Here is a 20,954-nt window from a genome sequence, read left to right on the forward strand (position 1 = left end):
CTGCCATGGGTGTGGTGGTGCGGGTGTTGAGGATGAGGCCGGGCCGGGTCCCCTCGGGGTCGGCCCGGCGGGGGCTCAGCCGGGTTCGAGGTCGTTGATGCCCAGCCGGGTCAGGCGGGCGCGGATCGCACCGGTGTTGCGTCCGAACTCCTCTGCGAGCGTGGCCAGGGTCGTGCCCTGGGCGGCGTGTCGGGCCAGGAGTTCGTCGTCTTCGGTGCTCCAGGGCCGGTAGGCGTTGGGGTGGTGGCGGCGTTGTTCCCGCACGAACCCGGCCGGCGCCTGGCCGGTGGCGGAGCTCTGCAGCATGAGCCACCCCAGGGTGGCCATGATCTCCGCCGGAAGGACCCCGGACAGGTTCGTGGTGATCTCGCCGTCGTCGGTGAATCCGACCGCTTCGATGGACACTCTGCCATCGGGGGTGGGGGTGGTGGTGAACCGGAGCCGCTCGGCACCCTGTTCCACGGTGATGGTGGTGGGGCGGTGGGGTTCGTCGGGCACGGTCCTCCTCGGTTTTGTGGGCTGGGGCGGGCATAACCTAGCCGGGAAGAGCAGGGGTCGGGGTGGTATGGCCTGTTGTGGACAGAGTGGGTGGAGGCGGTGTTCGAGGCGGGTGGGGCACCCGGGGGATGGGACAATGCGGGCCATGTCGGTTCGTGAACTCGTGATCTTGGGTAGTTCCAGCGCGGTGCCCACCCGTCGTCGCAACCACAACGGGTACTTCCTGCGTTGGGGGGATCAGGGGGTGCTGTTCGACCCCGGTGAGGGCACCCAGCGACAGATGCGCATGGTGGGGCTCGCGGCCTCCGACATCACCCGGATCTGTGTGACCCACTTCCATGGCGACCACAGTCTGGGGTTGCCGGGCATCGTGCAGCGCATCGCCCGCGACCAGGTGTCGCACACGGTACGGGCCACCTATCCGGGGGCGGGCCAGGAGTACTGGGAGCGGTTGCGCCACGCCACCTCCTTCGTGGACACCGACGTGATCGTTGCCCAGCCGGTGGGCGGCGCGGGCGGCTGTGTGCTGGGCGAGGACGAGCCCTTCACCATCACGGCGTTGCCGCTGCGCCACTCGGTGCCGGCCTATGGGTACCGGTTGGTCGAACCGGACGGGTGGCGGATGCTGCCCGAGCGGTTGGCGCACTTCGGAGTGCGCGGGCCCGACATCGCCCGTTTGCAACGTCAGGGAAGCATCGAGGTGCGGGGGCGCACGGTGGAGTTGGCCCAGTGCGCCCGACCCCGACCCGGGCAGGTGTTCGCGTTCGTGATGGACACCGGCGAGTGCGAGCAGGCCGTGGAACTGGCGCGGGGCGCGGACATGCTGGTGATCGAGTCGACCTACCTGGACGAGCACGAGGAATGGGCCGAGCGGTACGGGCACCTGACGGCCCGGCAGGCGGGGCGGATCGCGGCACGGGCGGGGGTGCGTCTGTTGGTGCTCACCCACCTGTCGGAGAGGTATGAGCAGGACCAGGACGGGTCGTTCGTGGCCCAGGCCGCCGAGGAGTTCGACGGGCCGGTGGTGTTGGCCGCGGACCTGGACCGGATCGCGTTGCCGGCCCGACGCTGAGCCGCGGGGCTCTGAGCCCGGGTGTTGACGCTTCTGTGCGTGCGCCCCAGATGGGGTGGGTTCAGTCCCGGCCCAGGGCCCGGGACCGTGTCGGGTCGTCTTCTTCGGCCGGGGTGGTGGCGGTGGGTCCGTCGGGATCGCTCGCCGCGGTGGCCGGGGTGGTGGGCACCGCGGTCTGGGCGATGAACGCCCCGGTCACGATCACCACCGCCCCCAGAAGCTGCATGGTGTTGAGCGCCTCGCCCAGCAGGATCCAGGCCAGCACGATGGCGGTGACCACCTCCAGGTAGGCCACACCTCCGGCGACCTGCGGGGACAACCGTTTGATCGCCGATACCCCGGTGAAGTAGGCGATGGCGGTGCACACCAGGGCCAACCACGAGGCGATGGCCCACCCGGGCAGGATGACACCGCCCAGGGACAGGGGCGCGCCCAGAAGTTCCCAGGGCAGGGTCCAGGGGCGGGCGAGCACGCCCAACACCACACCGGCGATCAGCGCGCCGAAGGCGATGACGGCCAAGGGGTCGGCGTCCTCTCCCATGGCGTCTCCCAACAGGAAGAACGCCGCCTGGGCCGCGGCCGCGCCCAACGCCAGGCCCACCCCGATCGCGTCCAGGCGCATGCCGGCCCACACCTCCAGCAGCAGACCCAGCCCGGCCACCGCCAACACCACGCCGATGACGGCCGCGGGGGAGACGCGCCTGCGGCGTACCAGACGTACCCACAACAACACCAGGACCGGGCCCAGGAACTCCAACAGCAGGGCGATACCGACGGGGATGCGGGCGACGGCGGCGAAGTACAGGGCTTGGACCCCGGCCATGGGGAAGAGGCCATAGGCCAGCAACAGCAGGGGGCGGCGCAGGACCAGACGCCAGTGGCGCAGGGCCACCGGCAGCAGGATCAGGGCGGCGCCGGCCACGCGCAGCCAGGTGACGTGGAGCGGGTCCATACCGGCGTCCATCAGGGGGCGGGCGAGGACCCCCGAGCCACCGAAGGTCAGGGCCGAGGCGAAGGCGAAGGCCAGCCCGGAGGGGCGGTGCCGGGTGGGTTGGGCGGACACGGGGGACACTCCAGGAACAAGGTGGGATGAGGGGATCACCAGGGGTGGATTCGAGGTCGCCTTGAGCTTAGAGGAGAGCCTTGGTCGTGGCCGATGGCAGGTGTGCCCGGTCGGCCGTCATCGACGGGGTGTCCTGGGTCGAATGCGGGCCGTTGGAGTGATGCGCTCGGCCTCCGGCACGGGATCGTTCGGAGGCCGGGCATTGGGGGCGGGGCGATTCAGGTCCAGGGCAGGGGGACCGGCACCGGTATCGAGCCTTCCTCCAGGGAGCGGGCGCCGGCGACTCCGACCAGGGAGGCGGCCACGGCCTGGCGCACCCCCACCGGTGGTGGCGCTCCCTGTTCCACGGTCGCGCGTAGTCCTTGGAGGACGAGCACCGTGCCCTCCTGCCCTCGTTCCACGGCGACGCCGTCCACGAGTACCGGTGGGGCGATGTGTTCGGCCTCGTGGGTGCGGCCGTCGGCGCGTGTCCATCCCGGGTGACGCACCCGCACCGACCAGGCGCTCTCGCTGAGGCTTCGCCCCGCTTCGGCGGCCGCGCGTGTGCCGTGCACAGAGATCCGGCTCCAGTGCGAGTCCGGTTCCCCTTGGAGGAAGCCGTTGCGGGTCAGGGCCAGAGCCCCGGTGGACAGGCGCACCGCCATCACCGAGGCCTGTCTGGGGGAGGCGGTGTGCACGGGCAAGGCGGTGACCTGCACCGGCATGGCTTCGCTGATCGCCAGGATCGGGGACAGGGAGTGCGTACAGTAGGCGGTCGGGGGGATCCGGCCGCGCCAGTGGTCCGGGTCCCCGATCAGGCCTTGGACCGCTTGGGGTGCCATGGCGTGCAGGTAGTCCGCTTCGATGAGGTCGATCTCGCCCAAGGTTCCCTGTTGGGCCAGTGTGCGCAGGAGCCGCGTGTGCGGGTGCAGGACGTAGTTCTCCGCGAAGGAGTAGGTGGCCGTGCTCGCCTGGGCGGCGGCCAGGAGTTCGGCGCCTTCCTGGGCATTGGTGCAGGCCGCGGTCTCGGAGAGTACGTGGACGCCGTGTTCGAGGAAGGTCATGGCAAGGGGTGCGTGGGCGTCGAAGTCGTTGGTGAGCAGGACCGCGTCCAGATCCTGATGGAGCAGGTCGCGCCAGTGCGCGACCAGGGTCAGGGTGGGCAGTCGTATGGCGGCCCGCCGTGCCGTGGCGGGGTCGACATCGCAGCCGGCGACCACGTCGATTCCGATCCGCCGCGCCCAGTCGGCCATGTGCAGTCCCTGACGAAGACCCACCACTCCCATACGCATGGGTCGATGATCCCCGCACCGGTGGCGTGGGGCCACCGGTTTTCCAAGGCGGGGCGCGGCAGATGGGATCCGTTCATCGGGCGGGGCCCGATCGCGAGCCGATGGTTTCAGGCACGTGTGGTCGGCAGCTCCAGCAGGGTCTGGCCGGGAATGGAGGCGTCGGGGCGGCGATAGCGTGCCAGGCAGCGGCGGCAGTCGACCCCGGTGGTGGCGGCGCGCAGGCGAAGTGGGTCCACGGCGGCGTGGCATCCGGTGGCCGGTACCGACACCCCTGCCCACAGGTGGCTGGTGAGGGTGTGCACGATCTCGCCGGAGCCGATGGTGACGCCCTTGGCGCCGGTCAGGCCGGCGCGGTGGCGGTTCAGGACCGCCATCAGGTGTTCGACGTCGGGCCGGCCCACCTGCCGGGTGGGGCCGGTGGGCCCCAAGACGGTGTTGTCCATGGTGGGGAGGATGCCCGCGAAGTGGGGTGGGAACACGTCGACAGGCCGTGCCCGTGGACAATGGGGTTCAGCCTGATCTAGCGAGGAACCCCGGGCGTTCACGCCCGGGAGGAATCGCTTCTCAAGATAGCGGTGACCCGCACCAGAGCACGGGTTCGCACCGTTGACCTCAGCCTGGACGCTTCTGGTTCTCGATGTACTCCTTGATGATCACCAACGGGGCGCCGCCGCAGGACGCAGCAAAGTAGGACGGGGACCAGAAGTGGTCGCCCCACAAGTACTTGCGAAGGTGGCCGGGGAACTCCTGGCGGAGCCTGCGGGCGGACACGCCCTTGAGAGAGCCGACCAGTCGGGAAATGGCGACCTTGGGCGGATAGCGCACGAGCAGGTGGACGTGATCGCGTTCGCCGTTGAACTCGACCAACTCGGTTTCGAAGTCGGCACAGACGGCTCGCATGATCTCTTCGCAGCGCGTAAGGATCACGTCGGTGAACGGGCCGGGCCGGTATCTGGGTGTGAGGACCAAGTGGGCATGGAGGGTGTGGACGACCGTTCGTCCCCTGCGGATTTCGGGGTTCGGCTCCCATCGAGGGGACATGGATCTTATGGTCGTACCCATGAAGATCGTCGTGCAGGTCAAACTCTTGCCGGAGGCCGACCAGGCCGCCGCGCTCGGTGCGACCCTGCGCACGGTCAACGACCTGGCCACCTGGGTTTCTGAGGTGGCATTCGTCAACGACGTGCCGCGTGAGTACGAGCTGCGCAAGCACACCTACGCCCACCTCAAGGCCCAAGGTTTGGGCGCGCAGGCTGCGCAACACGTCATCAAGAAGGTGCGCGACGCCTACACCACCTTGAAGGCCAACATCCGAGCTGGGAACCTCGGCAAGGAAGGCTCCAAGCGCCGGATCAAGGCCGAGTCCAAGCCCATCGTGTTCCGGTCCGAGGCCGCCCAACCCTACGACGACCGGTGCCTGTCCTGGCGGTACGACCAGCGGACCGTGTCCATCTGGACCACGTCCGGGCGGCTCAAAAATATCCGCTACGTATGCTCGGCCAACGCACTCAAGACGCTCCAGGCGTACCGGCAGGGCGAATCCGACCTGATCGAGCGTGAGGGCGTGTTCTACCTCCTCGCCACCTGCGAGGTTCCCGAGGCCGAGCAGTACGAGCCGGACGGCTTCATCGGCGTTGATATGGGCATCGCCAATATCGCCACCACCTCCACCGGCTACCAGGCCGCCGGGCGCGGTCTCAACCGGTACCGTAAGCGTCAGCTCGCCCTGCGGGCCAAGCTCCAGAAGAAGCGCACCAAGTCCGCCAAGCGTCGGCTGAAGGAGCGTTCCCGCCGCGAACAGCGGCACGTCAAGAACACCAATCACATCATCGCCAAGACGATCGTGACCGAGGCTGAACGCACCGGGCGCGGCCTGGCCCTGGAAGAACTCCAGGGCATCCGCACCCGGGTACGGCTCCGCAAGCCCCAACGGGTCGCACTCCACTGCTGGGCCTTCGCCCAGCTCGCGGACTTCATCGTCTATAAGGCCAAGCGGGCCGGTGTGCCCCTGGTCTTCGTTGATCCCGCCTACACCTCGCAGACGTGCGCCGAGTGCGGCCACGTCGACAAGCGCAACCGCCTCGACCAGGGGCTTTTCATCTGTCGGGGGTGTGGGGTCGTTGCCCACGCCGATCGGAATGCTTCCCACAACATCGCCACTCGTGGCGAGAGAGTGTGGAACGCGGGGCGTGAGTCACGCGTCCCTGCCACCCCATAAGGGGTGTCTGGACGGAGGGGTCGACCCAACAGCCGGTTGGGCACTACCTCCAAGCCCGGTCCTTCAGGGCCGGGACAAGTTGACTCGAGCAGAGCGCGCAGGAAGCGGGGCTCCTGTTGGGTGAGCCAGTCGTTGCGTCGGTCCCAGCGGACCCAGCCGCCGAAGCGTTCCAGGTCGCGGATGAACAGGGGCTCTCCGCCCTCGACCATGGTGCGCACGAAGGTACGAGAGACCTCGTTGTAGAGGCGCACCGTGGCGGGGAGGATCTCTCGATCGCTGCGGGTCATGTCATAGGCGTCGGCCATCAAACGTAGTCGTCGCGCGACGTTGAGGCCTTGGAAGCCGCTGGTGGTGGCCGATTCGGGGTCCAGGGTCGGGCCGAGGTAGAAGGCCAGTGCGGCCAGGTCCCATACGGGGCGGCCCGGGGCGGCCAGGTCGAAGTCGATCAGTGCGGCGGCCCGGCCGTGGCGGAAGACGATGTTCTCCAGGCAGGGGTCGTTGTGGCACAGGAGGGTGCCTCCTTCGGGGTCGGAGAGCGCGGTGGGCCAGTCGACGTCCGGGTCGAGGGGGATCGTCGCGGCGGCGTCGTGGTAGCGGCGCAAGAGGGCGGCCACCTGGACCAGGGCCTCATCGCGCAGGGCCCACGCGGGGAAGGGCGGCAGGGCCACTTCTCCTTCTATGAAGGTGAGTTCCTCGCGCCCATCGTCGGGGCGCAGGGCCAGGGGCGCGGGGGCGCCCGTGAACCCGGCCTGGGACAGGCGGGTCAGGAAGGTGTGCAGGGTGGGTGCGTGGTCGGGGGCGGTGCGCACCACGTGGTCACCGCGGCGGGTGACGGTGTTCATCATGCCGCCCTGGAGCGGGTGGTCCTGGTCACCGGGCATGGCGGGCTCTCCTTGGCGTGGGGCCGACTCACGGTGGGTACGCGGCCACCCGCGGTTCATCGCGGGGCCCGGGCACGGTCACGTTATCGGCTCTTCGCGGCGGTGTCCCGGCCTGCGAGGATGTGCGTGGGGCCCAAGTGAGTGGTGTGACGCATGGGGTGCTCAGGATGGGTATACCCAGGGATGTCGACCCCGGGCGGGGCACCGGATGAGGGTGTCGTGGCCGGCCCAGGGCGTGCCTGGAGGCCGGGCCGAAGGAGATGGTGCGTCCTTCGGAGCAGGCCAGAGGGGTATGTTCATATCAAGGTAATACACTGGAAGCATGGGGGGCGATTACCGCCTGTATGGGCCCTTTGAGGCGGTATCCCACCTAGGTTTCGATGGATGACAGAGGTTCCCGGTACAACGGCGTGCGGGGCGCCCGTTCCAATGTTGAGAAGGGAACGTACTCGCATGCCGTTTTCCCATGGTGCCCGGGAGGACCACCACCCGGGCGTCCGTAGTGCCTTCGAGCACGTGGCACGCCGCAACCCCGACGAGCCGGAGTTTCAGCAGGCGGTACTGGAGGTGCTGGAGTGTCTGTCCCCGGCGCTGTCCATGCACCCGCGCTACGCCACCGAGCGTGTCCTGGAGCGCCTGTGCGAGCCCGAACGTCAGATCATCTTCCGCGTACCCTGGCGCGATGACCAGGGCCGCATCCACGTCAACCGGGGTTTCCGGGTGGAGTTCAACAGCGCCCTTGGCCCCTACAAGGGCGGTCTGCGCTTCCACCCCAGCGTGAACCTGGGCGTGGTCAAGTTCCTGGGCTTCGAGCAGATCTTCAAGAACGCCCTGACCGGTATGGGCATCGGCGGCGGCAAGGGCGGCAGCGACTTCGACCCCAAGGGTCGCTCCGACAACGAGATCGAGCGGTTCTGCCAGTCGTTCATGACCGAACTGCACCGTCACCTGGGCGAGTACACCGACATCCCCGCCGGTGACATCGGCGTGGGCGCTCGTGAGATCGGCTACATGTTCGGACAGTACCGGCGGCTGAGCAACCGCTGGGAAGCCGGGGTCATCACCGGCAAGGGCATGGACTGGGGCGGCTCCGCCGTGCGTACCGAGGCCACGGGGTACGGGACGGTCATGTTCACCCAGCGCATGCTGGAGCGCAACGGGCGCGGGATGGACGGACTCAAGGTGGTGGTGTCCGGTTCGGGCAACGTCGCCATCTACGCCGTGGAAAAGGCCCAGCAGTTGGGCGCGACCGTGGTGGCCTGCTCGGACTCGGCCGGCTACGTGGTCGATGAGGCCGGGCTGGACCTTGATCTGCTCAAGCAGATCAAGGAGGTCGACCGTGAGCGCATCAGCGTCTACGCCGACCGTCGCCCGGGCGCCAAGTACGTGGAGGGCGGCAGTGTGTGGGACGTGCCCTGCCACGTGGCCCTTCCGTGCGCCACCCAGAACGAGTTGGACGCCACCGCCGCCAAGACGCTGGTGAACAACGGTGTGCTGGCGGTGTCGGAGGGCGCGAACATGCCCACCACGCCTGAGGCGGTGCAGGTCTTCCGTGAGGCGAAGGTGCTCTTCGCCCCGGGTAAGGCGGCCAACGCCGGTGGTGTGGCCACCAGTGTGCTGGAGATGCGTCAGAACGCGCGCCGCACCTCGTGGTCCTTCGACCACGCCGAGTCGGAGCTGGCCGAGACCATGGCCGGGATCCACGACCGGTGTGAGGAGGCGGCCGAGCGGCACGGCGCCAAGGGCGACTACGTGCTGGGCGCCAATCTGGCCGGGTTCGAGATGGTCGCCGACGCGATGCTGGCCCAGGGCCTCATCTAGCGTTCGGTTCGTCGTGAAAACCCCGTGGGCCCTGATGGGCCTGCGGGGCTTTTTGTCGATTTGTTCCGCTCTTGTTGAATCGCGGAAGGTTTCCCTTTTGCGGGAAACGGGTGTTTTTTGGGTGCGAAAAATCGATGGGGAGGAGTTTTTCAGAGAAAAGCCCCGCGCGCCTTGCGAGGGTGTGTCAAAGTTCTTCACGTCGAGGTCGGGCGAACTGGTGTTCGTGCGATCCTCTTCGGCTATCCGTACATGAGTTGGCACACCCGAAAAGAGTTCGGGGCCGCCCTGGTGTAAGCAGCACCGGTGGGCAGCCCCTGACCGATCCCTGCCACAACAGGGATGCGGCTCACCGACTCCTCAGACGCAGGAAGGCGGTGCGTGTTGAAGTCTAGCTTCTTCCGCCCCCACTCACAGGCGCTTACGCGAAACCTCTTCACCTTCGCTCCGGTCGGGGGTGGACGATGAAGGTCATACGCAGCAAAATCAGGTCGAATTACACCCTGGTTCCCAATGCGCTGATTCGGGACGAGCGCTTGAGCCCCCTGGCGCGCATGATGCTGATCGAAGCTTTGTCGAACACCGACGCCTTCAACTCCTCTTTGACCGCCGAGGGTCAGTGGCGCAAGGCCCGTCTGGCGCGGGGCGATCGGGCCCAGGGCCGCGAGGCTTACCTGAGGGCCTTCAACGAACTCGCCGATTACGCCTACCTGTTCCGAGAGAAGAAGCGTCGTGGCCGGCGTCTGTTCACGGAGGTGACCGCCTACGACACCCCACAGCTCGGACTTGAGGGTTTTGGACAGTCACACAAGCGACAGCCGGACAGTGGTGGGTCAACTACTAGAAGGGAACACCGGACAAGTAACAGGGGAGAAGGGGGTCCGTCCGGGTCTGAAACCTCTACCACCCCAGAGTCGCCCGAAAAGACCACCTCGCCCGAAAAACCCGAAAAGCGCAACGACGGGCTGTGGGATCTGTTGGCGCGTATCCCCGACCGGTCGCTGCTGCGCCCTCACGCGGACCGGTCGGCTCTGCAACGTAGGGCGGAGTGGCTACTGAAGGCCGGGCTGCCACTGGAGCAGGTGCGTGCGCTCTTGTCCGGGATAGGCGGCCTGGGTCGCCCCTTCGGAGCCCTGATGCGGCGCATGGGGAACCTGAGCAGCGCGCAGGCGTTCCTGGACGGGCATTTGGGGCGAGGAGTGCACCGGCCCTGGAACACGGGTGTGGACTGGGGCGTTGCGCCCGAGCCGTGGCCCGACTCCGACCAAGGCCAGGTCGACGGCGACCTGTTCGATCGGCCCCCGGAGTTCGTACTCGACGCACTGGGCAAGGCCGACAAAACCTGTCCCGAGCACCCGGGCGTGCGCAACCACCCCGGTGGGCGCTGCCTGCTGTGCCAGGGGCCCTGCCGCGACGTTCCAGGTGAGATCGTGCACCCCCAGGCGCCGCCTCGCAGCCAGGACTCCGCTGAGGGGCAGGGGGCGCTGAGGGGGTTGATCCCCGCGCCACGTTCGGGACAGGACCCTCTCCCACCGACGGCCGACCCCGACCAGGGGGAACTGGCCCCGGAGCTGTTGGAGCGAATCGGCGCCTCGATACGGCGCGGTGGGCGCTCCTTCGAGAAAGGGGGGCCCAGGGCCGCCCCGGGTACAGCGCCCGGACAAGGCCACGACGTGGCCCGGACGGGTGCGTCCCTGGCACGAGCGAGGCTGGCCCAAGGCCTGGGGATCGATCCGGGGGATCTGCCCGGTGTGCCCGCCCCGACCGGAGCGGGCACACCGGGGATGCTCACCAGCGCTCGTGAACCTGGGGGCGGATGAGCTCGTCGTAGACCTCGCGCACCCGCTGATGGGTCTTGGCGTCCAACGGCGGCAGTTGTGCGGCGGCGGCGTTACCGCGGGCCTGGTCGGCGTTGCGAGCCCCGGGGATCACGGTGCTCACCCCCTCCTGGTCCAGGATCCAGCGCAGCGCGAACCGGGCCATGGTGGTGCCTTCGGGCACCAGGGGGCGCAGGCGTTCCACGGCCGCCAGACCGGTGGCGAAGTCGACGCCGGCGAAGGTCTCGCCCTGGTCGAAGGCCTGGCCCTGACGGTTGAAGTTGCGGTGGTCGTCCTCCCCGAAGCTGGTGGTGGGGGTGTACCCGCCGGTGAGCAGGCCGCTGGCCAGCGGGACGCGGGCGATCACGCCCACCCCGGCGGCCTTGGCCGCGGGCAGGACCTTCTCCAACGGCTTGAGTCGGAAGGCGTTGAGGATGATCTGCACGCCGGCCACGTTGGGGCGGGCGATGGCGGCCAGGGCCTGCTCGCAGGTCTCCACCGACACCCCGTAGGCGCGCATGCGGCCCTCATCGACCATGGCGTCCAGGTCGTCGAAGACCGCGTCGGTGTCGATGACGGCGCTGGGCGGGCAGTGCAGTTGCACCAGGTCGATGGTGTCCACGCCCAGGTTGCGGCGTGAGTCGTCGTTCCAGGCGCGGAAGTTGCCGGGGTTGTAGTGGGCGGTCTCTTGGGCCATACGTCGGCCCATCTTGGTCGCCACGGTCAGATGGGGGTGGTCCTGAAGCAACCGGCCCACCAGGCGCTCGCTACGCCCATCGCCGTAGACGTCGGCGGTGTCGATGAAGGTGACACCCTCCCGCACGGCGGTTTCGAGGGCGTCCATGGCGTCGGTCTCGCTGACCTGCCCCCAGGCGTCGCCGATCTGCCAGGCTCCGAAACCCACGACGCCGACAGGGCCGAGGGGGCCGAGTTCTCTAGTGTCCATGAATGATGATCCTATTGGGCCTTCGGTAGCGCTCCCAGAGGACTTGGGGCCCTGGTGGACGGGTGGCCAAAACCTGTGGCCCGGATGAGCGGGGAGTCCTAGGGTCGTTGCCCATGACCGATCCACGTATCGACCCGCCCTTCATCGCCGACGAACGCCTCATGCTCGCCAACTGGCTGGACTGGCACCGCCAGACCCTGGAGGTCAAGTGCCAAGGTCTGAGCCGGGCGCAACTGCGCCAACGTTCGGTGCCTCCCTCGGACCTGTCCCTGCTGGGCCTGGTGCGGCACATGGCCTCGGTGGAGTGGGCCTGGTTCCGCTACACCCTGGAGGGCAGTGAGGTGCCCGACTCCATCAAGAGCGCTGATGACCCCCACGCCGACTTTTCCCAGGTGGAGACCGCCTCGGTGGAGGAGGCCTTCGCCCTGTGGCACGCCGAGATCGCCCACGCGCGCGAGGTCTCGGCGGCACTTCCGCTGGAGGCCATCGGTAAGCGGCAACGTCACGGCCAGGACTGTTCGCACCGGTGGGTGCTGGTGCACATGATCGAGGAGTACGCCCGCCACAACGGCCACGCCGACCTGCTGCGGGAGCGCATCGACGGGGCCACCGGCGAGTAGGGGCGTGATCAACCCGCCCGGACCTGGCGGGCGATCCGCGCCAGCTCGGTGGGGGTTGCGCCCATGATCTGCGCGGCGTATTCGGTGACCGCTTCCACCGGCCAGTCCCACCAGCGGGCCTCCAACAGCAGGGCCACGTCCTGTTCATCAAAGCGCGAGCGTAGCTGTCGGGCAGGGTTGCCGCCCACCAGGGCGTAGGGTTCGACGTCCTTGACCACCACGCTGCGCGCGGCGACGATCGCGCCGTCGCCGATGCTCACTCCCGGCATGATGGTGGCGCCTCGGCCGATCCACACGTCGTTGCCGATGAGGGTGTCGGGCGGGGCCGGAATCGACAGGTAGGTCTCCAGGGTGCGCTCGCCCCACTCGCCGCCGAACATGGTGAACGGGTAGGTGGAGGGACCGATCGTGGGGTGGTTGCCGGCCGGCATCAGGAAGGTGACCTGCGGGGCGATGGCGCTGTAGCGGCCGATCACCAGACGTTGGGGGCCGTAGTTGTAGAGCACGCAGGCCTCCTCGAAGGGGACCCCGCTGCCCTGGTCGTCGTAGTAGGTGTACTCGCCCACCTCGATCAGCTCCGAGGTGACCTGGGCCCGTAGGAAGACCACGTTGGTCAGGTCGGGTCGGGTGGTGGGGTGGAGCCGGTTCGGGTCGGGAGCGGGCACGTGTGTCCTTTCGCGTGGGGTGGGCGCCCGGCTCATGTTGGCAGTCGCCGCCCCCTCTCGCACGCTTATTTCGTGGCGCCGGCCGGCGATTCGGGGGGATCGAAGCGGGGCTCTGACCTGTGGTCCGATCCAGGAGCCGGGTGGCCCCCTCACTCACCCGGCTCCGTCGAAGGCGTGATCGGGGTCGCCACAAGGGTTGCGTCGGGAGCGCGTCGGACCTTAGTGTTTCCTCAAAGGAAACTAGGTGAGTGGAGGACAACATGAATCAGATCGACCCGTCCGACGCCGAGCGAGACCTCCAGGAAGTCGACCAGGCGAAGCGGGAGGCCGCCGGCGCGCTGGTGCACAGGCGCGGGCCCTGGGCCGTGGCCGGCATCGCGGTGTTCGCCGCGTCGGCGCTCTTTTGGCTCATGAGCCCGCAGATGGGCACCTACCTCTCCTGGGGGCTGGTCGTGGTGGCCGTGCTGGCCGCCGTGCTCAACAGGTCCGCCCGATGGGGTTGGCTCACCGGCAATCGCGCACGACTGACCGGCGTGGCCGGCCGTCGACGCCGAACGTTGTCCCTCGTGGTCATGCTGGTGGTACTGGCGCTGTTCATTTCGATCAACATGGCCGTTTCGCACCTACTGGGTGAGACCTACCCGATCTCGGGGGCCGTGGTGGGTCTGGTGCTCGCCCTGGCGGGTCCGCCTTTCGCCAAGTGGTGGATGGCCAGGCCGGAAAACCGAGGTTAGGACCATGGAGATCGACCCGTTGCTGGCCGACGCCACACGGTTGAAGATCCTGGCGTTGCTCGCCTCCAGCGACTGGGCGGACTTCTCCTTCGTGCGCGAGGGGGCGGGGTTGTCCAAGTCGGCCCTGTCCAAGCAGATCGGGAAGCTGGAGACGCACGAATACGTAGAGGTGCACAAGGGCTATGTGGGCAAGTACCCGCGCACCAGTCTGCGACTGACCGACACCGGGCGTGCGGCCATCGAGAACCACCTCGCCGCACTGCGACGGATCGTCGACCAGAGTCGCGACCGCCCCTCCCGGTAGCGGACCCGCCGCACCAGGATCGGCTCAGGGCCGGTCTTGGTGCGGCGAGGTTCGCGTCCGGTGCGCACGGTCAGGGCAGGGCCTTGGACAGGTCCTTGACCACGACGCGTTCGGGGACCAGGCGCACCAGGCGGGCGTCGTCGGCGTAGTGGCGAAAGTCCGGGTGCCAGGTGGTCTCGTCCTCGCCCAGGTAGCGGCGGAGTTTACGTCGGGCCAGGGCCGGGTCGAAGGACACCACTTCGGCTCTGCCCCGCATGATCACCTGTAGGTATTCCTGGCGTCGCAGGTCGCAGGTGTCGATCACCACGGCGGTGCGTGGGTCGCGCTCCAGGTGTTGGGCCATGACCGCGTACTCACCGGTGATCCACCACAGCACCCCCTCCTCCCACAGGAACCAGACCGGTCTGACGGTGGGTGCGCCCGAGGCGTTGGTGGTGGCCACGCGGGCGACCAATGGCCGGGCGAGGAAGGCCTCGACGTCGAAGGGGTGGGGCGAGGGGGTGCCGGGAGTTTCGCTCACCTCCTCAGGCTAGGTTTTCGAGGCGGGCGGCGGAAGAGGGACGACACCGCCTGTGGACAACCCCTGCGGGCGCGGCGTGCCCGGATCACGCCCCAGGAGGTCGGACCGCATGGCACCGGCGCGGGTGAGCGGCGACCACACCCCTGCCTGTCTTCTCTGCCGGATCATGGCGGCCATCGAATTCAGCAATGCCGGCGGGCATTAATTTTTATCCGTAATTGCTCCAGTATGGTCTTTTAATTCCGGAATGTCATGCCGGCGGCGGCCTAATGTGGCCAAGGCATTTTCTTTTCAAGTTCGAGCCCCTCGCCTAATGTCATTGGAGGACGCCGCGAAGCGCGGCCGGGCCATTCCGGTCGTGGCAGCCATTGGCGTCTCCAGCCGAGAGAGGGAATCCATGTCTGCCAACAAGCGATTGTTCGCCACCGCCGCGATGGTGGCCGCCGTCGCCGTCGCCGGTGTGCTCGGCACCGCTCCGACTGCCTCGGCCGCGAGCATCCCCATGGTCGAGGCGCAGGCCACCTACATCTACCTCTACGAGCACGACGACTACAAGGGCGGGTCCTGGCGGACCTCCGGCAGTGACCGCAACCTGGCCGGCAACTGCTGGAGCGGGTCGGGTTGCCGTAGCGTCAATGACAACGCCAGTTCCATGAAGAACCAGAAGTCCAGCAACGCCTCCTTCTACGAGCACGCGGAATACAAGGGGGCGTCCTACTACGCCCAGAAGAACTCCTCCGACAAGGACCTGACCGACAACGGATTCGACAACAGGATCAGCTCGATCCGAGTCTGGTGATCGGCGTGCCGGGGAGGTCGAGCGCGGCCTCCCCGGCACCATTCCGGTGGAGAATCAATGGAAGGAATAGGGCGTTTCATCCCGGATCTGAAGGACCGGGTTCCCATGCCCGAACAAACCGATGAACAGACTTCTTTCGGTGGCCGGGTCGCTGTGCGTTGCCCTGGGACTCACCGCCTGCGGCGTACAGGAGGGGGGAGGCGGGGAGCGCTACCTTCCCGCCGAGCAGAGGGTGCGGTCGCTGACCCTGCCCTTCGACGAGTACACGCTCTCCCCCTTCCAAATGCGAACGCTCGACTACGCCGAGGACCTGCTCGTGCGCGAGTGCATGCGAGGACACGGCATGGACTGGCAGGTGCTCCCCGTCCCCGAGGAGGAGGGAACCGACCCCGCGCACCGACGTCGATACGGCGTGATCGAGACCGAGGTGGCCCAACAGTACGGTTATGGCGCCCCGCCAGGGGCGGCGGACGAGGCCCTCGTGGAGGAGACGCGGGAGGACCGGCTCACCCTCCTGGCCACCGAGCACCGAGCGGCTCACGGGGGCGAGGGCGAAACCGGGTGCCTGGAAGAGGCGGCCGGGGACATCACGGCGGGTGTCCCCGACATGGACTACGACCTGTTGAACTCCTACATCCACGCGAGCTTCGAGACCTCCCAAAGCGCGCCCCCGGTGGTCGAGGTCTTCTCCGCCTGGAGCGCCTGCATGGCGGATCGGGGCTTGGACTATCCCACTCCGGCCGAGGCCTCGGCCGATGAGCGTTGGACGCAAGGGGAAGGCGATCCGTCACGGGAGGAGAAAGAGGTGGCGACGGCGGACGTGGCCTGCAAGGAGGACGCCTCGGTGGTCGAGGTCTGGCGCGAGGCGGAGGCGGCGACGCAGGAGGGCCTGATCGAGGAACACCCCCAGGATTTCGCGCTCTTCGCCCAGGTCAGGGACGTTCAACTACAGACGGCGCGAACGGTGCTCGAACGGTTCGGGTCTTAGGGGGCCCGGTAATTTTCGCGGAAAATCCAACGGTTGACGGCCCCGAGAGCACAGCGAGCGAAGCCACGAAGGCTCGGTGCGGCTTCGCTGTCAACCGTGGTGATCGTCCTACGGTGTGCGTATGCGTGAGGTCGAGCGTCCGATCCCTCGGGAGTACCTGTTCTTCACCCCCGCCATCCTGGGGCAGTAGACCAACGCCGAGGACAAGCAGCACGCCGAAGCGGCGGCGCGGGCATTCGTCGCGGACTACGGGACCAAGTGGCCCAAGGCGGCCGAGATGATCACCGACGACCTCGACGTCCTGCTGGCGTTCTACTACTACCCGGCCGACCACTGGATCCACCTGCGCACCACCAACCCGATCGAGTCGACCTTCGCTACCGTCCGGTTGCGGCAGCGGGTGACCAAAGGACCCGGCTCCCGTGCGGCCGGAGTGGCGAAGGCGTTCAAGCTGATCCAGTCCGCCCGGCATCGGTGGCGAGCGGTCAACGCACCCCACTTGGTCGCCCTCGTCCGCGCTGGCGCGACCTTCGAACGCGGCGTCCTGGTCGAGCGACCCGACGGGAACTCAGGAGGCGATCAGCACGTCGCATGACGCGCCGATCCCACAGGTGCGGCGGGAACCACGCTCCTCGCTCTGGGGCGTCTCAGCCTCGGCTGAATCCTACTGTAGCGTCGCTGAGATGGAGCGCTCCGAGATCTTCGACATTGCCCACCTGCGCCATCCGATCGCGGCGCCGGTGGCGCCCGAGCGGTTACGCGAACTGGTCGGCTGGCTGAGCCCAAGCGACGGTGCCCGCGCCGTTGACCTCGGGTGCGGCGAGGGCGAGTGGCTGCAAGAGCTGCTGCTCGCCCACCCCGGAATCACTGGCGTAGGGATCGACCACATGCTCCCAACCACTGCCGCGCGGCGTGCCAACGAGCGGAAACTGAGCGACCGGGTGCGCTGGATTGAGATGGATGCCGCCACCTGGAACGACGGGGTCTTCGACGTGGTGCTGTGCGTCGGTGCGAGCCACGCCTTCGGCCGGCTGGAGGACATGCTGGGCGCTGTCCGGCGGCACCTACGCCCCGGTGGCCAAGCGCTGATCGGCGACAGCATCTGGGAGGGCGCCCCGTCGGCTTCTGCGCTGGCAGCGCTTGAGGTTTCCGCCGACGCCTATCCCGACCTCGCCGGCCTCGTGCGAGCCATCCATGAGCACGGGTTGGAGCCGTCGTACGGGCACGTCAGCACGTTGGCCGAGTGGGACGACTACCAGTTCAGCTGGACCGGGTCGCTCGTCGACTGGGCCGTGCGGGAGGCCTCGACGATCGAGGATCGTGACCAGGCATTCGCCGCTGCACGTGAGAATCGCGACGCCTGGCTGAGCGGCGCCCGACGCGAGCTAGGGTTCGCCACCTTCGTCCTGCACGACGCCGCGGCCGCTGGCGCGCGCGACTGATCGGCGTTCACGTTGCTGCCAACGTTACGGCGGCCAGCTCGTCGAGTGATCCGATAAGAAGTCAGAAAGGCAAGTCGCACGACACGCCGATCCACAGGTCTAGACTATTCCTCGCTTCCTGCTGGCCCTGGTCGACCAGGTCAAACCTGAGGACTTCGACGCCGACGTGGCCACCGCGCTCAAGGGCACCGGCATCGAGGCGCGCAGGTCCCGAGAGCGGCGCGCCACGGTGATCAACCGGCCCACCAAACCGGCCGCGAGCAAGCTCATCGACCTGTTGAAGAACCGTCTGGCTCGCCCCCGGGCCGACCAGGACTGAACCCACCCCAGGGTGGTCGGAAAGGACATATGATGGCAGGTCACCGCCACGCACCCTGCTTCGCCAACGGCAAGTGGATCAAGACCGAAGACGAGTTCTGGGCCGCCTGGCCCGAAGGCGACGGGAACGAGAAGGCGTTCGAGGCGACCGGCTACAAGCAGTGGTTCCAGGTCGGTGACCCCGACGCGCTGGCACTGCCGTTGACGCTGACCGTCTACGCCCGGGCCGAGGGCACACCCCGGTACATGGTGTCCCTGGAAACGCACATGGACATGGACTGGGTCTACGCCCACGAGCTGCCCGACGTGATGGCGGTGCTGGGCCAGTGGATGCCCACCATCCAGGCGGCGGCGATCTCCGAGGTGGTGCGCCAGTTCAACGACCCCCACGGCCAGAACCGGGACGTGGTCGATCTACTCACCCAGCTCACGGGCAAGAGCTGACCCTCGTATCAAGCACTCTCGGTGACCAGACCTCCGGGCGGGAGGCCACACCCGCCCGGAGGTCGCCCCGGCCCACCGCCGTGGCGTTCGTGCAGGTCAGAAGGTAGACCAGTTCGGTGTTTGTGAGTGGTCTACCTTCTCCGTGTGGTTTGCCCCTTTATGTCGGTTTCTGGCTTCCGGTAATCCCCGGCTAGCGCTGGTGAGGACTCTTGGATAGATCGGGCGTCAACAGATGTGACAGTTGCCGGGACTCCCCGTTCCGTTCCTACTCGGACCCCAACTGCTCGAGGCCGCCGATGGACACCTCGTCGGGGAAGCGGGCGTAGCGAGCGATCTGCTCGTCGGAGAGGAACTCATGTCGCATGGGCCAGAACGTATGGCCCCCGAGATGCCCAGAATCGGCCCGTCACCGAACCGAAGCGGAGGTCAGGCCGCTAACGGGATTTTCTTCGGCGATCCTCCTCGACCCCCTAGTCCAGCAGGGCGGCGATCTGGGCGGGTGGCAGGCCGTGCGAGGACAGCAGGACCATGACGGCTCGCAGGGCCACTCTCCACTGGCCTTTGAGCTGATGGGGGAGGTCGGTGATGTCGTTGGTGGGGGCTTGGGCGAACACGGTGGGCGGGCGCATACTGATCACGACCTCGCCGGGTGGTCAGACGATGGTGCAACTTCGATCCAACCCCCGGCGGGGTCCTTGTCAACAGGTGCCCGCTGCCCTGTTCTGGTCTGGGGTTACGCACAGAACTTCAGGAAAGGCGCTTAGCGGCTGTCAGTCACATCAGGGCTCCCAGGCGTTTGGCCGCCTCCTCGCTCGACGCCGGATTCTGCCCGGTGATCACGGAACCGTCCTGGAGGACATGGCAGGACCACGGCGGAGCGGCCGAGTAGTCGAAACCGTGTCGGACGAGTTCGGTCTCAAGGAGGAACGGAACCCACGTGTCGGCGCCGGCGGCCCGTTCCTCCGCGTTGCTGAACCCTGTCACCGAGCGGGGGACCGGAGCGGAACCTGAGGTGTCCAGTGCTAGGAGCGCTGACACGCCATGGCATACCGCTGCGACGGGAGTGGACTCACGCAGACACCGTTCCATGAACGAGCCCACGAGATCGTCAGTGCGCAGCTGCGCGGTGGGTCCGTAGCCCCCGGGAACGAAGACCCCGTCGGCGTGACCGCCTTCGAGGAGGTCTCCGAGGGCCACCGGTCTCTCGAGTTCGGGCCGGTGCCGTCCGAGGAAATCGAGTGTGTCGGTGAGCTCGACACGGGTCATCAGACACGAATCGGTTTCGACGCTCGCTGGTTGGATGGGTACGGGCTCCCCGTCCGGAGAAACCACCACGACCCGGAACCCGTAGTCAAGGAAGACCTTCCACGGCCGGACCAACTCCTCGGCCCAGACTCCGCAGTCACGCCATCGGCCGTCACGGCCCTCCACCGTGGAGGACGAACTGCAGAGGAGGGCGACCGCCCGGGTGTCACGTACCATCCTGCCCTTCCTCCCTGTAAAGGCCCAGCGCCCCGAGCATCGGTGACTCGTCATACTCGAACACGATGCCTTCTTGGTCGCCCGTGTTCCTCATCTGCGCCCACGACCAAGAGGGAACGGCCAAAGTGTCGCCCTGGCGCAGGACGTGGACGGAGTCGTCGATCCTCACCTCGGTGACCCCCTCCGCCGCGATCATGATCCGCGCTCCGGTCTGCCGGGAGGTCTGGGAGACACCGTGGGCTGGGATGTGGACGAACCTCGCGCCGATGGTGGGCGTCATCGAGCCGCCGCGGGTGTCCGCGAGTGTGACGGCGGCCGTCCCGTCCCGGCGGGGGCGCGCCGCCTTGAGCGCCTCCTTCGTGCTCCGCCAGGAGTAGTGCAGTTCCTGAGGGCCGACGTGTCCGCCTCCTGGTCGCAGCACGGGCCCGGAACCGCCGAAAGAGGCGGAACGGTGCTCGGTCGGCGGGACGTCCGCCGGACCCGTCTTCGCACCGAGGTGGCTCCTGCTCGGGTGCAGGTCGAAGTAGCTCGCCGCCATGGCCGTGACCAGGGGGTCGTCGGTGCAGTCCTGCCAGATGACGTGGCAGTCGCCGTCGTTGCCGTGTTCGTGCCAGAGCATGGACGGGGTCACGACGACGTCCTTGGGCTCCACGTAGATCTTGTTCCCGTCGACCGCTGTCCAGCCGCCGTCGCTCTGGTGCACGAAGCGCACCGCCGTAGCCGCGTGGTGATGGCTGTGCATGTCCTCGTTCGGAAGGAGGAGCTGGAGTCCCGCGTACAGATGGCCGGCCGCGGCCTCCGACTCGGGGTGCCCGGGATTGAGCATCGTGAGCACCCGTAGCGCTCCCGAATCCTCCTTCACCTCCTGGCTCACTTCGACGGCCAGTTCGCGCAGGTCGGAGTAGGACCACTTCTGTGTGCGCGATCTCGGCTCGGGCCGCCACGGGAGCACTTCGTTCGCCCGCGACCATCGGCCGACGACCCCCGCTTGGGCCGCGCGTTCAGAGAAGGTGGTCTGCTCGCCCGCCAGGATGTCGTTCTCAGTGGTCATGAT

22 protein-coding genes and 3 pseudogenes are annotated in these 20,954 nt (G+C 67.8%); 13 read left to right on the plus strand and 12 right to left on the minus strand.

Annotated features, from left to right (window positions below):
* Positions 1-75 precede the first annotated feature (75 nt).
* On the minus strand, positions 76-498 hold the full coding sequence (locus tag ACWGSK_RS23915; RefSeq protein WP_452456805.1) for a hypothetical protein: 423 nt from the start codon (positions 496-498) through the stop codon (positions 76-78).
* A gap of 145 nt (positions 499-643) precedes the next feature.
* Here ACWGSK_RS23915 and ACWGSK_RS23920 point away from each other — a divergent pair, with 145 nt between their 5' ends.
* Positions 644-1,570, plus strand: coding sequence for a ribonuclease Z (locus tag ACWGSK_RS23920; protein WP_452456806.1), 927 nt, complete (start codon positions 644-646; stop codon positions 1,568-1,570).
* A 61-nt stretch (positions 1,571-1,631) separates the two neighbouring features.
* On the opposite strand, the gene ACWGSK_RS23925 is transcribed toward ACWGSK_RS23920, so the two are convergent.
* From ACWGSK_RS23925 to tnpA, 4 genes are all read right to left on the minus strand, one after another.
* Positions 1,632-2,633 (minus strand): EamA family transporter, encoded by a 1,002-nt coding sequence (locus ACWGSK_RS23925; RefSeq protein ID WP_358505826.1) that lies wholly within the window; start codon positions 2,631-2,633, stop codon positions 1,632-1,634.
* A gap of 218 nt (positions 2,634-2,851) precedes the next feature.
* Positions 2,852-3,904, minus strand: coding sequence for a Gfo/Idh/MocA family oxidoreductase (locus ACWGSK_RS23930; protein ID WP_452456807.1), 1,053 nt, complete (start codon positions 3,902-3,904; stop codon positions 2,852-2,854).
* Positions 3,905-4,011: 107 nt separating this feature from the next.
* Entirely contained in the window at positions 4,012-4,347 is a 336-nt protein-coding gene (locus tag ACWGSK_RS23935; RefSeq protein ID WP_358505820.1) for a hypothetical protein, read from the minus strand.
* Between the two features lie 169 nt (positions 4,348-4,516).
* On the minus strand, positions 4,517-4,945 hold the full coding sequence (gene tnpA / locus ACWGSK_RS23940) for an IS200/IS605 family transposase (RefSeq protein WP_452456808.1): 429 nt from the start codon (positions 4,943-4,945) through the stop codon (positions 4,517-4,519).
* 19 nt (positions 4,946-4,964) lie between these two features.
* Between tnpA and ACWGSK_RS23945 the strand changes: the two genes are divergently transcribed.
* A complete protein-coding gene (locus tag ACWGSK_RS23945) occupies positions 4,965-6,122 on the plus strand; it encodes an RNA-guided endonuclease InsQ/TnpB family protein (protein ID WP_452456809.1) in 1,158 nt (385 codons plus the stop codon).
* Positions 6,123-6,484: 362 nt separating this feature from the next.
* Here the strand turns inward: ACWGSK_RS23945 and ACWGSK_RS23950 are convergent.
* Positions 6,485-7,063: pseudogene (locus tag ACWGSK_RS23950) on the minus strand (phosphotransferase); the annotation flags it as partial.
* A gap of 393 nt (positions 7,064-7,456) precedes the next feature.
* Here ACWGSK_RS23950 and gdhA point away from each other — a divergent pair.
* Together gdhA and ACWGSK_RS23960 are read left to right on the plus strand one after the other, a co-directional pair.
* Entirely contained in the window at positions 7,457-8,824 is a 1,368-nt protein-coding gene (gene gdhA, locus ACWGSK_RS23955; RefSeq protein ID WP_358514928.1) for an NADP-specific glutamate dehydrogenase, read from the plus strand.
* A 533-nt stretch (positions 8,825-9,357) separates the two neighbouring features.
* Complete coding sequence (locus ACWGSK_RS23960; RefSeq protein ID WP_452456810.1) at positions 9,358-10,641, plus strand: hypothetical protein; 1,284 nt, start codon at positions 9,358-9,360, stop codon at positions 10,639-10,641.
* Here the strand turns inward: ACWGSK_RS23960 and ACWGSK_RS23965 are convergent.
* A complete protein-coding gene (locus ACWGSK_RS23965) occupies positions 10,610-11,584 on the minus strand; it encodes an aldo/keto reductase (protein ID WP_358514934.1) in 975 nt (324 codons plus the stop codon). The genes ACWGSK_RS23960 and ACWGSK_RS23965 overlap by 32 nt on opposite strands.
* A 113-nt stretch (positions 11,585-11,697) precedes the next feature.
* Here ACWGSK_RS23965 and ACWGSK_RS23970 point away from each other — a divergent pair, with 113 nt between their 5' ends.
* Positions 11,698-12,204, plus strand: coding sequence for a DinB family protein (locus ACWGSK_RS23970; RefSeq protein ID WP_358514937.1), 507 nt, complete (start codon positions 11,698-11,700; stop codon positions 12,202-12,204).
* 8 nt (positions 12,205-12,212) lie between these two features.
* On the opposite strand, the gene ACWGSK_RS23975 is transcribed toward ACWGSK_RS23970, so the two are convergent.
* Positions 12,213-12,869 (minus strand): CatB-related O-acetyltransferase, encoded by a 657-nt coding sequence (locus ACWGSK_RS23975; RefSeq protein WP_452456811.1) that lies wholly within the window; start codon positions 12,867-12,869, stop codon positions 12,213-12,215.
* Between the two features lie 260 nt (positions 12,870-13,129).
* On the opposite strand from ACWGSK_RS23975, the gene ACWGSK_RS23980 reads away from it, so the two are divergent.
* Both ACWGSK_RS23980 and ACWGSK_RS23985 read left to right on the plus strand, forming a co-directional pair.
* Positions 13,130-13,603 carry a hypothetical protein gene (locus ACWGSK_RS23980; protein WP_358514943.1) on the plus strand — a complete coding sequence of 158 codons (474 nt, stop codon included), beginning with the start codon at positions 13,130-13,132 and terminating at the stop codon, positions 13,601-13,603.
* A gap of 4 nt (positions 13,604-13,607) precedes the next feature.
* Positions 13,608-13,907, plus strand: coding sequence for a winged helix-turn-helix domain-containing protein (locus ACWGSK_RS23985; protein ID WP_087096337.1), 300 nt, complete (start codon positions 13,608-13,610; stop codon positions 13,905-13,907).
* Positions 13,908-13,977: 70 nt separating this feature from the next.
* Here ACWGSK_RS23985 and ACWGSK_RS23990 read toward each other — a convergent pair whose 3' ends face one another.
* Complete coding sequence (locus tag ACWGSK_RS23990; RefSeq protein ID WP_358514947.1) at positions 13,978-14,427, minus strand: pyridoxamine 5'-phosphate oxidase family protein; 450 nt, start codon at positions 14,425-14,427, stop codon at positions 13,978-13,980.
* Positions 14,428-14,824: 397 nt separating this feature from the next.
* Here ACWGSK_RS23990 and ACWGSK_RS23995 point away from each other — a divergent pair, with 397 nt between their 5' ends.
* The 6 genes and pseudogenes from ACWGSK_RS23995 to ACWGSK_RS24020 all read left to right on the plus strand — a co-directional run bounded on the left by ACWGSK_RS23995 (position 14,825) and on the right by ACWGSK_RS24020 (position 18,418).
* Positions 14,825-15,226, plus strand: coding sequence for a peptidase inhibitor family I36 protein (locus ACWGSK_RS23995; RefSeq protein ID WP_358514950.1), 402 nt, complete (start codon positions 14,825-14,827; stop codon positions 15,224-15,226).
* Positions 15,227-15,347: 121 nt separating this feature from the next.
* Positions 15,348-16,214: a hypothetical protein gene (locus ACWGSK_RS24000; protein ID WP_452456812.1), complete on the plus strand. Its 867-nt coding sequence runs from the start codon at positions 15,348-15,350 to the stop codon at positions 16,212-16,214.
* Positions 16,215-16,407: 193 nt separating this feature from the next.
* Positions 16,408-16,809: pseudogene (locus ACWGSK_RS24005) on the plus strand (transposase); the annotation flags it as partial.
* Between the two features lie 88 nt (positions 16,810-16,897).
* Complete coding sequence (locus ACWGSK_RS24010; protein WP_452456813.1) at positions 16,898-17,656, plus strand: SAM-dependent methyltransferase; 759 nt, start codon at positions 16,898-16,900, stop codon at positions 17,654-17,656.
* A 166-nt stretch (positions 17,657-17,822) separates the two neighbouring features.
* A complete protein-coding gene (locus ACWGSK_RS24015; protein WP_358514958.1) occupies positions 17,823-17,975 on the plus strand; it encodes a hypothetical protein in 153 nt (50 codons plus the stop codon).
* 32 nt (positions 17,976-18,007) lie between these two features.
* Positions 18,008-18,418, plus strand: coding sequence for a hypothetical protein (locus ACWGSK_RS24020; RefSeq protein WP_358514960.1), 411 nt, complete (start codon positions 18,008-18,010; stop codon positions 18,416-18,418).
* 473 nt (positions 18,419-18,891) lie between these two features.
* On the opposite strand, the pseudogene ACWGSK_RS24025 reads toward ACWGSK_RS24020, so the two are convergent.
* The 3 genes and pseudogenes from ACWGSK_RS24025 to ACWGSK_RS24035 all read right to left on the minus strand — a co-directional run.
* A pseudogene (locus ACWGSK_RS24025) lies at positions 18,892-19,047 on the minus strand (IS630 family transposase); the annotation flags it as partial.
* 145 nt (positions 19,048-19,192) lie between these two features.
* Positions 19,193-19,900, minus strand: coding sequence for a type 1 glutamine amidotransferase domain-containing protein (locus tag ACWGSK_RS24030; RefSeq protein WP_358514963.1), 708 nt, complete (start codon positions 19,898-19,900; stop codon positions 19,193-19,195).
* Complete coding sequence (locus ACWGSK_RS24035) at positions 19,890-20,951, minus strand: cupin domain-containing protein (protein WP_358514966.1); 1,062 nt, start codon at positions 20,949-20,951, stop codon at positions 19,890-19,892. Before ACWGSK_RS24035 ends, ACWGSK_RS24030 begins: the two co-directional genes overlap by 11 nt.
* Positions 20,952-20,954 lie beyond the last annotated feature (3 nt).

The organism is Nocardiopsis sp. NPDC055551, assembly GCF_053619415.1.